This is a genomic window from Euzebyella saccharophila, assembly GCF_014855495.1.
Classification (GTDB): Bacteria; Bacteroidota; Bacteroidia; order Flavobacteriales; family Flavobacteriaceae; genus Euzebyella; species Euzebyella saccharophila.
On record NZ_JACYFJ010000002.1, the window covers coordinates 750,821 to 764,190 of the forward strand.

Here is a 13,370-nt window from a genome sequence, read left to right on the forward strand (position 1 = left end):
AACTTAATCAGAGACATAAATGACTCTTACGGATTTTTTTATTAAACTCCTATTCTGACAGATTTACGATAAATGCGTTGCATAATGACCAACATACTCAGAACAATGGGACCTATGACCACTCCAACGATTCCAAACAGGGGTATACCAACTAGTACTCCAATTAGGGTTTGTAGGGGATGAATGTTGTCATAATGTTTGAGGAACATCATTCTTATCAGATTATCCACAGTGGAAACTACCAAAATTCCGTATAGTAGAACTCCCCACGCCGCATCATCATTATTGGAGCCAAGTAGCAATAAAAAAAGTGGAATGAAATCCAAAGCACTACCAATAAAGGGCACCAAAGATGCAAAGCCCACTATTAGGGACCAAAATAACACATCCTCCACCCCTAAAAAGTAGAAGCCGACAGCTGCTACAATGGCTTGGGTAAAAGCTGTTATGGGAATTCCTATAAAATTAGATCGGATTTTCCGCCGTATGGGTACAGCAACTCTCTTAATATCCTTATTTGAAAAAGGTAGATAGTCAGTATATCTCCGGTTTTTATCAGCTTTAAAAAGCAACATGTAATAGAGAGAACTTACCATTAAAAGTAAAGCAATGGCAGTGGTCAAAATATTATCTGCTAACATACCGGAGCCTTCCATCATGTATGAGGATACAACCTCTGGTTCAAAGCCCCATTGAAAATCACGGCCTATATATTTTTTAACTATGAACATCAATTTATCCATAGCATTGGATATGGCCCAAGTACCATCCATTACCTTGTCCATCTTTTGCCAAATCAATAATAGAAGGACCGTGGGAGGCACACAAACAGCTAAAATTGTAAGCATTGTTAGCAAAACTGCCGCCCATCTTGGACCTATGCCTTTTTCCAGCAATTCTTCCATCCTACATTCCAAATGGACATAAAAGATAACTGAGGCCATTAACCCCGGCAGGTAGGGAGATAGTTGCCAGAGAATGAAAACCAGCAGCACAATAGTCAAGGATAAAAGAAAAAATTGTTTTAACAACTTTGGTTTTAAGATTGGCATTTTAAGCATTACAGGTACTGAGGTAAACTAGTTCTTAATTATATTTTGAAATTCTATTTAGCCGTAATAAATAGCACAAATGATATTTAAGACGCTTTTTATTAATACTTGGGAAAATTATCAGTTAGACAGGAGTATTCTTTTGAGGGCTAATTTTTACGGGAAATTCCTTCTCACCCCCATAAAGCTTGATTTCCTGAATATCAGCTGGCATATAATAACCAGCTTCTTCTAGAGCCTCTTTGACATTTCTCACTACGTTTCCCTTGGTAATCAACGCCATTCTTCTAAAATCTTTGGTATCTACCCAAAAAAACACTTTAAGATTTACCGTGCTAGTTGCAAGTTCATCTTCGATAACGAAATTCTCATGTTCCTCGTCTTCGATTACATTTGGTTCTTTTCGCAGCGCCCTGAGTACGGTGGCTTTGGCCCCGTCAATATTGTCTTCATAAGCTATACCTATTGTAAAAGTCCAGCGAAAAAACCCATCCTCGGTATAGTTGGTAACGGGTTTAGTCAAGACGTCACTATTAGGAATATAGACATCTTTACCATCAAAAGTTTTAAGTTTTGTATACCTAAACTCTAGAGCTTTCACCTTACCAAAATTATCATCGATTTGTACCGTATCGTTTATGTCGAAAGGTCTACCGAAAGCCATAATAATTCCTGCAATAAAATTTTGCCCAATATCTTTAAAGGCAAAACCTAGTACCACGGCACTAGCCCCAGCCGCTGTAAGAATACCTGTTGCAATGGAACCCAGACCGGAAACCTCGAGTGCCAACATTATGGCAATAATAACTGAAACATATTTTATGGCTTGCCCTAAAAATTTGCTCATCAATGGGTCGCCAGTTTTAACCGACAATCTTCTTTTTACGAACATTCCTATCCAAGACCCAATCAAAACTCCAAGAATGATTATTAATATTCCAATTCCTATTCCGGGCAATCGGCCTATAAAATCATTATAATATCTAAGCAAAGCCTCAGATATAGTTGTCATGTTATTATTGATTAGTAAGACCACCATTCCATTTTTTTTGAAGTAATGTATAAAAGGAATGAATTTTGTAATAACGCTAACTACTTTTAAATTGACCCCATTAGAATTATGACTCTTTTGGTAACTCTAAAAGTTGGTGTTAGGCACATATGAAGACCAATCGACTTTTTGAAATATAAGAAAAGATAGGTTCAACCCTTTTGTATAAAATGGTAGGACTTCCAATCATCCTAATAAATCATAGGTTACTACCAAAAAACAAAAACCTGCTAACCAAAAGATTAACAGGTTTCATACTAATTGTATGTTGAAATGTCGGGATGACAGAACTATTAGTCAATTCACAACATTCTAAATATCAATAAGTTAATCGTTAATTTTCATATCAGGTAATCGAATAGGTAACTTTTGACAGCTTCGATTGATACTCTACAGCAAATTTAGTAAAGTTTGATGTTATATACTACTAATCATATAGAGCTGTCACTATAATCTTGATAATCCTGGATGCATAACCTCTAAACCTTTATATCAGATCAAAGGGTATTCAAACCCATTGTATAAAAGATCATCACTATACATAATTGATAGTGGAAAGCCGTTCTTTGGCTTTTGCAATAATCAATTATAGAGTATTTGTTTGCACGGTTAAGTTCAAAGCTGTTTTAAAATTGAATAAAATCTTATATCATTTATGTAGACCTATTTTTCATTTTACCTTGGCAAAAAGAAACACTTTTTAAATTAGATTTCATAAAAAAAGGCCATTTTCAAATTCGAAAATGGCCTTTTCACTAACAAACTAACTGTAAACATACGCCTAACCTTAATAATGACGTATGCCAACTCAAATAATTACTACTATTTAGGTCCTGCCCCGTAGTCCGGATTTTCTTCATCAAACCAAAGTCTTTCGGTATTCAAGATGACAGGATCATTGGTTCCCGTACTGAATCCTTGCTCCTCAACGGCTTGAATTTGGTTAGGGAAGTTCTTATTGTCCTCCGTGGGCGTACCGGCAACGAAGCGTCTTGGCACTGTAAGCTCCCTACCAGAAGAAGTGAATATTTCCCTTGGTAAGTGCATACTATTGATTTTAGGAATACCCGAACGCCTTACCGTTGTCCAAACATCATTGGGTGTGCCCGCATGATTAATGTATTGTTGAATGTAAACCTTCTCCAGGCCATCTGTACTTAAATCATAGGCCGGTTGAGCCAACAAAGCCTCAATTTCCCCTGCCTTCAATTTAGTTGATGCCATTGCTGCCATGGTCTCATCCGTATACACAGGATCCTCCTCATAATAGGGCAAACCACTATTTTTGGCAAGACGATCAAGTCTTTCCACGGAGAGCCTAACACCTTGATTGAAATAGTCCTGAGCCGTACCCGGTATATTGGCTCCCAATAACTTAAATTCTGCCAAATAGAGATTGGTTTCCGCCGAGGATCCTAAAATAACCTCTAAAGGAGGAAAATTATCTATAATCTCTAGTACTCTACCACCTGGTTTTGTTGGATACGTAAAATTGAAACCGGTCCTTGTAATCCGTTCAGTATAGCTGGAAGTAGCCGTATATTGTTTTTGAACATCACCAGCAGAAAGCCTATATAGTTCTCCTTGGTTAAAATAAACGGTATTGTCGGTATCAAATGTCTCGTCAGGTGATAAGGGTGCGCCTGCATATCTTACCCAAGGTTCTCCTGGACCCGACCAACCGGCAAAATTACCTTCACCGTCTACAGTAACGTATTGCTCTACATATGGAGGCAACTCCTTATCTGCTTCCAAAAAGGCCTGAACCACCTCGGCATTAAAATGATTTTTGGTATAAATCACTCGTAAACGAGGGTCCTGGTTGGCTAGCATGAAGTCCACTATATTCTTTCCTGCTATCCCTGGCTGTTGGCCATTACCGGTTCCCCTATAGTTAATATCTCTTCTGTAGATAAAATCATCATCTAAGGCATTCATATACCCCACAGATGAACTGGCCACCTCCTCAGCAATGGATAGCGCCTTTGCCCTATCCTTGTTAATCAGCCTAGCTGCAATCTTTAATTTAAGTAGATTACAGAATTTAGCCCACTTCTGATAATCACCATTGTAGATAATATCCTGGCTACCAATGTTAAATTGATTAGGAGCGGACAGTTCTACTATAGCAGCATCGAGTTCTGATAGCCATGTATTGAACAAGGTTTCCTGATTATCATATTTTGGGGTAATCAATGGAGGGGACGTATAAGGTGCCAAAGCTCCCTCAGTATAAACCATTGATCCCTCCGTATCGGTAATGGTGATGGCCGGGTGAATTACAATAGGAAATGTCATGGCACTCATAGCCCTATACTCCTCACCCTCCCCTTCAGGAAGAGCTTCAATTCTAGCTCTAATATCGCGGGCGTTGGCGTATAGACTTGGGTAAATACTTTGACCTCCAGCGGGGCCCATTTCAACAAAAGCTTCGGAATTCCCTCCTGTAACGGAAGCTGTGGTTAATTGACTCCAAGGGAAGATATAATCGAAATTGCTGTAGAACCAAACAGTGTAATCGTTGGAATACATATCCTGAATGGCTTGGGCAGTTGAAAAACGTAGGTCTGCGACCGCTACCGCTTCGGGATTGCTGTTCAAGTCAGCAAAATCCTCCTCATCACAACCAATAGTGAGTACTAATACTGCACTAAATAGTATCTTATATATATGTTTCATTTTTATCAATTTTTATGATTAAAAGTCTACTGAAATCGTCATGGTGTAACTTGACACATATGGACTAAAAGAGCGCTCCCTAAAAGATTCACTACTTGAAGTTCCCCTAAAGCTTTCAGGGTTAATGTCATTGGGCATGGTGTTGTGCAGGTAACCAAGATTCCTTGCATTGATCCCAATGTAGAAGTTACGAGCACCCAATTTATCGGTAAATGCTCTAGGAAACTGATAACCAAATGAAATGTTTCGTACAGCAATGTATTCCAATTCTGTAAACCAGTCATCATTAACAACACCTTGACCCCAAGAATTTCTAAAGTAGTTATAAAAACTAGCGTGGGTGGGCTCAACGTGTCCTTGATCAACCGCTTCTTGATAGGTCAAACCACCAACATTTACTATTGAACCGTCTGGTGCGGTTACCTCCTGACCATCTGCAAAAACCCCATCTGGAATAATACCATCATTATAGGTGTCGCCTTGGGTATCCCCGTATTGGGAGGTCCAAGAAATACCACCATATTCTGCATCCCTTCCTCTCAATGATTTTTCCAAGTATCCATAAGCCGTTCCGTACCTACTGGAATAAGAGGCGATATGCCCTCCAAATCTAGCATCTAACAATACAGAAAGACTCAAGCCCTTGTAAAGAAATTCATTGTTAAAAGAACCTTCAAAGTCTGGTTGAATTTTACCAATTTCCTCTGCTTCGTAGCTTCTTTCATAATAAGCTCCTCGTCTAGAATCACTCCATACGAGTACTTTTTTACCATTGTTTGGATTATCAACAGGATTGCCTGCCTCATCTGTAGCTTGGTAAAGTTTAGGGCTGCTATCCGAGTAAAGTACTCCGTACTCTCCGTCTTCAAAACCTACTGAACCTATACGGAAGTTACCATAGGTAATACTACCTCCAAGGTTTTTGAATTCTCCAACGTCTTCGTGTAATTCTTTGATTTTGGTTGTATTTCTCCAATAATTGAAAGTGGTATTCCATGAGAAATCCTCTGTTTGAACCGGGGTTCCATTAAGGGAAATCTCAACACCATAGTTACTTAAGGTTCCAATATTAGTAAACAGGTTGTTATATCCTGAAACATTTGGAATTGGAATCTCACCAATTTGATTCTCGATTGTCTCATTATAATAAGCGGCATCGATTCCCAGGCGGTTGTTGAAGAAACGAAGGTCTGCACCTATTTCATAAGAATTCTTTTTCTCTGGTTCTACCCCCCTGTCAACTAAGGTAGTATTAATAGAATTTAAATAGATAAAGCTATCCTCTAACTGATAAGTACCTAAACCATAGGTTCTATTTAAAGTATAGGGGCTAGTATCGCTACCCACTTGCGCCCAAGATGCACGCAATTTACCAAAGGTGAAAATGTTGTTGGTATTAAACGTTTCACTAAAAACCCATGAGGTAGATACGGAAGGATAAAAATATGAGTAGTTACCCTCGCCATTGGTATAAACCAAAGACGAAGACCAGTCATTTCTACCGGTAATATCCAAGAACAATTGATCTTTATATCCAAAATTGGACAAAAAGTATAAGGAATTGATTTGCTTTGTAGAGTTAATACCGCCTTCGGACAATTTTACCCTTTTGGAGTTTTCCAAGAAAAATTTACCTGGTACAATTAAACCTCCATCGGTACGAACTCTGGTATAGGAAGCCTCCCTATTCCAAATTTCACCTCCTACGATGAATTGAGAAGTAAGGTTTTCAGAAATCTTTGGGGTAAAGTTAAAGGTTAACTTACCCATTTTTGTGATATCTTCATTATGCCTTACTTCATAGTAACCTCCCTCGTTTGCGTAGCCACTACCAAGTTCTTTGTTTTCAAACCTAGTATTGTATTGGTTCAGGTTACCTTCAGCGGCAACTGTAAACCAATCCGTTACATTGGCAGTTAACCTAACTACAGGACGGATTACTTTTTCCTCATTGATTTGATCATTGTTATAGTATCCAAACCACAAACCTCTATTAGGAACATTGATAAAAGAATCTCCATAATTAGCGCTAGGAACCCCCCCGTGGTCTGCTTGCCAATATTGGTTTTGGGTATACTTGTCGGTATTGTACAATCTTTCAAAAGTACCATCAAAAAAGCCTTGCGATATATCATTTCTTGGGTTCTTAGAACTAGAAGTAACGTAAGAAATAGATGCGTTTGCATTTAACCATGGAGCCAATTGATAAGAACCGGAAAACATCAAAGAGTTTCTCCTAAAACTATTATCCGGCATAATACCTGTTCTGTAATTATAGGAATCGGAAAGGTAAAAATTACCCTTTTCGTTACCTCCGCTCAAAGCTACCGATGTATTGGAATTATAACCAGTATCATACACATCAGCCATATTGTTTTCATTGGCGGTATATGGAATTAGGTTTCCATCATAGTCCTCAATCATTCTTCCATCAAACCTAGGTCCGTAGCTTAAACCTCCGCCACCATGGTTTACCAACGTTGGGTTACCGGCCTCATTATAGTAAAACTGAGAATTATCAAATCTATAGAACTCACCATTTTCATTGGTATCACCATAACTTACATAACCTGCCAAGGTACCTGGACCAAATTCATTTTGTAAAGCAGGCTGCTTAAACACACGGTCAATACCCATAGATTGTTTTATAGAAACGCCAATACCTCTGGCATTGGAACCATCTTTGGTCTCAATAAGTACCACACCATTAATACCCCTTGACCCATAAAGAGCCGTAGCTGCCGCACCTTTAAGTACAGATACACTTTTATAATCATCAGGGTTCAGGTTTTTTAAGATATTACCATAATCATTGGCACTACCAGCCCAATCTGCACTTTCATTAGAAACGCTGTTGTCTAGAAATACCCCATCGATAACAAAAACAGGTTGGTTGTTATTGGAGTTTAAGGTAGACACCCCTCTTATCTGAATTTTACTGTTTCCGAACAATCCACCATCTGATCCACCTATACTTACACCGGCAGCTTTACCTTGTAGCGCCTGAACCGGGTTAACAGTATTGGTTTCTGCAAGTTCTTCACCCTTTACTTCGGTCATGGCATAACCTAAGGCTTTTTGCTCACGCTTAATTCCAAGTGCGGTAACCACTACCTCACCCAGTTGTTCAGTATCTTCCTCTAAGGTCACATTTACGTTGGAATTACCATTTACAGCTCTTTCAATGGTCTTGAAGCCCAGGGCAGAAAATACCAACGTAGCGTTGTCTGCAACTTGAATTTCATAATTACCATCAAAGTCCGTAGAAGTACCATTACTGGTACCCTTCTCTACAACATTCACCCCAGGCAATGGAACACCTTGATCATCTGAAACAATACCGGAAATTGAAGATTGGTACGTGCTGTTGTTTGTAACGGTGTTAGCCTTAACACCTCTTTTTACTATTATGGTATTGTTATCGGTAAATTCATAGGTAAGACCTACTGAGGAAAGTCCCAATTCCAGTAAATCTTTTACTAGAACAGAACCCTTACGTAGTTGAACTTTTGGTGCATTGACCACTAGGTCATCACTATAAACAAATTTATAGCCTGCCTGCTCTCTTAATAGTTCGAATAGTTCTGATAGTTCAATTTTTTTGTTGGTAGTTATTAGAATTTTAGTATTCTGAAAAAAAGATTCCTTGGGGGAAAAGCTAAAGGATGTCGAAGTGGACAAAATAAGTAGAGCACTTAGTAACCCTAGGAAACTTTTGTTTCTAAATCTTAGAAACAAGTTAGTTGAGTTATTTTCCATACAAAAAAGTTTGGATTAGTAAATAGTTTTAAATTAGTCTTTGGTTGCTTTTGAGAAACATGGTTTTGCACTTTGTACTGCTTCCCTTAATCGATAATTACTGTTTTGTCTTTAATCTTATAGTTTATTTCATTTGTTTTTTGGATGTTAATTAATATTTGACTTATTGTATTTCCTCGATCTAGGACACCAGTGAATGTTTTTGTTCTTTTTTGGGAATCTTGAAAGGTGTATTCCACATCATACCATCTAGACAATACCATCATAATATCTTCAATGGACTTCTGCCGGAAACTAAAATAGCCCTCCTTCCATGCTATTTCATCGAATACTTTTGAAACTTTTTTGATTGAAAAAGACCCGGGAGATTCTTGGTCAATAATGGCCTGCTCCATTGGTTTCAAAGTTTTTTTAGCATTTCCTGAGGCTATCGTAATCCTACCTTCTACTAAAGTGGTAGTTATATTCTTCTCACCTTGGTAGGCTTTAATATTAAACTGTGTTCCTAAAACATCAATTTCTTGGGATTTGCTCTGCACTAAAAAATGTGATGCTATGTCACCCTCGCTACTTCCTTTACCTTTTGTTACTTCAAAATAGGCTTCCCCGTATAACAATTCCACCTTCCTAGGTCTACCATTCAAGAACTTGACAGGATATTTTAACTTTGAATCTGAATTGAGCCACACCTTTGTACCGTCTGAAAGTTGTACAAAAAATTGCCCCCCTTTAGGAATGGTTAAAAAGTTATAAATCTCCTTTTCCTCATCAATATTAGAATTCCGCTTGTACACCAAGCGCTCACCCTCTTGATTTGCTTGCTTTAATTGAACCTCCTTTTCCTTCTCTAAAACAATCTCATCACCATTTTCAAGAGTAAGAATCGCTTTGTCATGACCAGGCATAACGTCCTCCACAGGAACCGTAACTGTTTTCTTTTCTTCTTCATTTTTATAAAATTTCCCTGAGTTGAAAACATAGGTGAACACGCCTCCCAATAGTACAAGGAGTAAAGCAGCATATTTTAAAAAGACCAATCTTCTTATTTTTCGCTTCCTCCTTTCTTCTGACTTAATTTTATCGAGAACTTTACCCTTCTCATTATCAGTATCGAAATCAAGCATGCAGTGGTCAATTAAATAGTTGGTCCGTATGAATTCTTCGAACAACAAAATATTAGATTCTTCCTTTAACCACTCCGTTAATTCAATCAATTCCTTTTCTGAGGCCGATTTAGAAAAATACTTTACTATGATATCTTGTATTCTTTCGTTCAAACTTTTTAGTTTACACCTGTAAGACACATCAGAATTGCAACACCCCTATGCTTTTTAATATTTTTTTTACATTGCATAACATTTCTTTAAGATTAATTACACCGTATTGAGCAAATATCATAATGATTTTCAGGTAAAGCAGGCCTTAAGAGAAGGTGATCACAAAGCCTTGGAATATCTAATGGACAGCTATCACCACAGGCTTTGCGTCTATGTCTATAGCCTTACACATGACCAAGATAGTGCCAAGGATATAGTGCAGAATGTTTTTATTAAGCTTTGGGAGCAAAAAGACCGACTTATGCACGTTGAATCCCTTAGAAGTTTTCTCTATAAATCTGTCTATAATGGTTTTCTTAACCATTTGAGAAGCGAAAGAAGAATGCTGACTATCGAAGAAAAACATATGGAACGCCTCTATCAAATAATAGAGGAAGATCAGGAATTAGTTGAAAAGCAAATTGTTCTCATAAGAACGGAAATTCAGAATCTACCTCCTAAATGTAGAGAAACCTTTATGCTTAGTAAGGGTGAAGGTTTAACCAATATTGAGATAGCAAACTTTATGAATGTATCCTTAAAAACGGTTGAAAACCAAATGAGCAAAGCTTTTAAAATTTTAAGGAAAAAACTTCAGCATAAAATTGAACCTGTACTTTTCTTACTGTTCGGAATTACGGATAATCAATCTCGTTTAAAAGTTCGCCAAGTGTAAAGTAGGGGATATTTATTGTCTTCTCCCTATCCTAAAGGAGTATATACTTCAGGAAATACTATTCATTTTTTAATATTAGTATGTCCTTAAACATTCCTATCTATCTTAAAGTTCTGGATGTACATAAATCAGATTTAACAAAATCTTAGGTTAGCTGCTAAAAGTATGTAACTATTTTCAGCGCTTTCAAATCCAGAAAAGCAAATTATATCTTGACCATCAGACCTGATCTTTTTATGGTTTCAAGATATTTTCAATGATCAAAACCAAACCATTTTACCGAATGAAACTTAAACACCACTTCTTATTAGCTGTAATCACCACCCTGCTTTTTAACTGCCAATCCACTAAAAAAGAAAGGGTTACAAAAAATGTAATTAGCCACGAAAATGTTACCATTATTTGCGATCCGAGTCAAGGAAATAATCTCTTTTCTTCATGGGGAGTCTTTCCAAAACAACAAGAATCCATTAGAAGAATTTTTATGGAAGTTACTTTAGGTCATCCAGATTCCATAGATATTGCGCATTGGGACTATATGGACCCTATACGAATTAATCGGGTTGGAGGACTAAAAGGAGATACCTTAAATTTGGAAATAGGTAAAATGCTGACACCCTACGGTAGTAACTTCAAGAAGGATTGGGACTGGCGCTGGCAAATAGATGTAACAGATTTTTCAAGTATACTTAGAGACAGCGTAGAAATCACCTATAACCATACGGGATACGAAGGAGCCAATGTAGGCTGGAAACTTAAAATTGACTTTAAATTTGAAATGGGTGATCCTGTTGCTCAACCCTTAGGCTTTCACAAATTATATGACGATGGCTTTAGTTATGGCAATCCAGAGAAACCTATTACAGAATCTCTATCCCCTAAACAAATCAAAATGAAGGAAGGTGCAGATTTCGCACGAATTCGTGTTCTACATACCGGCCATGGAATGGACAAGCCCAAAGGTTGTAGCGAATTCTGTAGTAGATGGCGGGAGATTTTAGTCGATGGTAAGACCATTGACCATAGGGATATGTGGAAAGAATGTGGAGATAACAATCTATACCCGCAAGGAGGCACTTGGATTTTTGATAGAGCATATTGGTGTCCTGGAGACTTACAGGCTCCAGATATAATTGATTTTCCAATTACCAAGCCCACCCACACCCTCGATTTTGAAATGGAACCATATGTAGCAGAAGAAAATATACAGGCTTACGAAAGTATAAGCGCCATGGTTTTTGAATATAAGAAACCTTCAAAATCAAATGATGTTTCTTTGGAGCAAATACTAGTGCCTAACGACGCCCCAGAATTAAATCGGTTAAACCCTTCCGTAATAGAGCCTAAAATTATCATTAAAAATTTGGGTTCGGAAAATTTGAAGGAGGTCCAAATAAAATATGGAACTGAAGGATTCGAAGAAAAGACATTCCTTTGGAAAGGAAATCTTGCTTTTTATGAGGAAGCTTACATCACTTTACCAGGCATCATTGATTTTAAGTTCGGTGAAAACATATTCAATGTTGCTTTGGAGAAACCCAATGGAAAGTCGGATGAATGGATTAACGACAATAGGAAATCCACTAACTTCAATTCACCTAAAGAAATGCCCCAAAATGTGGTGGTCACCTATCAAACAAATAATAACCCAGAGGAAAATACCGTACGCATTATAAATACCGATAACAAAATTATTTACGAAAAACTACCTTCTAAAGCAAAAAAAGATACCGTTTATAGAGACACTTTAAAGCTGAATAATGGTAGTTATAGAATGTCTCTAGAAGACTCGGAGCATAATGGATTGGAATTTTGGTTTATGCCCAAACAAGGATTCGGATACCTCCAGATTTCAGACCTTGAGGGTCGTGTACTACACAGGTTCGAGAGTGATTGCGGTGTAGGCGAGCAATTGGATTTTATCATAAAAAATAATCCTACCATTGATACAAATGTAGAGCAAAGCCTAGTAAAGTTATATCCTAGAAGAATTCGTGAAACCACTCAATTATTGGTTCAACTGGAAGCAGAATCCAATGGTGAAATACACATTCTTAAAGATGGTGACATTCAAGAAAAAATACCTTTTTCTAATATCAAAGAGAAGACATTTGAAATAGATTTAAGCTCATACGAAGATGGTAGATACGTAATTGAACTCTTTGTCAATGGAGACTCCAAATTGAAACAAAGAATTTCCAAACAAAATAATAGAAACTAGCCTACTAAAACAATTTAACCGTTTGTTCGAAACAATTGTCCTATTAAAAATGTCGTGGTTTTCCACGACATTTTTATTTACACTTGCGTTGTTATTTCCTCTGGAATTTTTGAAGTAATGACCTCTTTGAGGTAATTTCTTTAAAACCTATAGTATTGTGAAAACAATGCACATTGCCAAATTTTATTATTTATCGTTTAGTGAAAAATCCATTTAATTTTTTACTGCTTACAACCAGTAATTAGACTATGCAGTTTTAGAACAATAAAAGTAATATCGAAATATATAGAATACTAAATTGAACTCTAACACCCACCATCATCACAATCTTTAGAATCCTTTATTATTTCTCTCCTTTACGCTTCCTGCACTACGTCAAGGGAAAGAGGTTAACGCTGTTGCAACAAAAATCTCTCAAAATGTCCCTACAAGATTAATTGAAATAGTTGGCAATTCTAGGATAACATTGTGGCTACAAAAATTAAAAAAAATCATTTCTTCTGGTAACACCTCCGTTATGAATCAAATTGTTGAGGAATAGAATCAATTTGTAAAGGACCTATTGATACCAAAAGCTATTTTTATTTTTCTCAATTGAACTACCAATTTTTGCCAA

7 protein-coding genes are annotated in these 13,370 nt (G+C 37.2%); 2 read left to right on the forward strand and 5 right to left on the reverse strand.

Annotation, left to right across the window (positions count from 1 at the left end; translation table 11 throughout):
- Positions 1-41: 41 nt before the first annotated feature.
- The 5 genes from IL355_RS09845 to IL355_RS09865 all read right to left on the reverse strand — a co-directional run bounded on the left by IL355_RS09845 (position 42) and on the right by IL355_RS09865 (position 9,818).
- Positions 42-1,061: an AI-2E family transporter gene (locus IL355_RS09845; protein ID WP_317175483.1), complete on the reverse strand. Its 1,020-nt coding sequence runs from the start codon at positions 1,059-1,061 to the stop codon at positions 42-44.
- Positions 1,062-1,176: 115 nt separating this feature from the next.
- The gene (locus IL355_RS09850; protein ID WP_225621173.1) at positions 1,177-2,064 is read right to left on the reverse strand and encodes a mechanosensitive ion channel family protein; all 888 of its coding nucleotides are present in this window, start codon (positions 2,062-2,064) and stop codon (positions 1,177-1,179) included.
- An 861-nt stretch (positions 2,065-2,925) separates the two neighbouring features.
- Entirely contained in the window at positions 2,926-4,782 is a 1,857-nt protein-coding gene (locus IL355_RS09855) for a SusD/RagB family nutrient-binding outer membrane lipoprotein (RefSeq protein WP_192461987.1), read from the reverse strand.
- A gap of 18 nt (positions 4,783-4,800) precedes the next feature.
- Complete coding sequence (locus IL355_RS09860; protein ID WP_192461988.1) at positions 4,801-8,541, reverse strand: SusC/RagA family TonB-linked outer membrane protein; 3,741 nt, start codon at positions 8,539-8,541, stop codon at positions 4,801-4,803.
- Positions 8,542-8,627: 86 nt separating this feature from the next.
- Positions 8,628-9,818 (reverse strand): FecR family protein, encoded by a 1,191-nt coding sequence (locus tag IL355_RS09865; RefSeq protein WP_192461989.1) that lies wholly within the window; start codon positions 9,816-9,818, stop codon positions 8,628-8,630.
- 106 nt (positions 9,819-9,924) lie between these two features.
- On the opposite strand from IL355_RS09865, the gene IL355_RS09870 reads away from it, so the two are divergent.
- Both IL355_RS09870 and IL355_RS09875 read left to right on the forward strand, forming a co-directional pair.
- On the forward strand, positions 9,925-10,533 hold the full coding sequence (locus tag IL355_RS09870; protein ID WP_225621174.1) for an RNA polymerase sigma factor: 609 nt from the start codon (positions 9,925-9,927) through the stop codon (positions 10,531-10,533).
- Positions 10,534-10,816: 283 nt separating this feature from the next.
- Entirely contained in the window at positions 10,817-12,754 is a 1,938-nt protein-coding gene (locus IL355_RS09875; protein ID WP_192461990.1) for a peptide-N-glycosidase F-related protein, read from the forward strand.
- Positions 12,755-13,370: the final 616 nt, after the last annotated feature.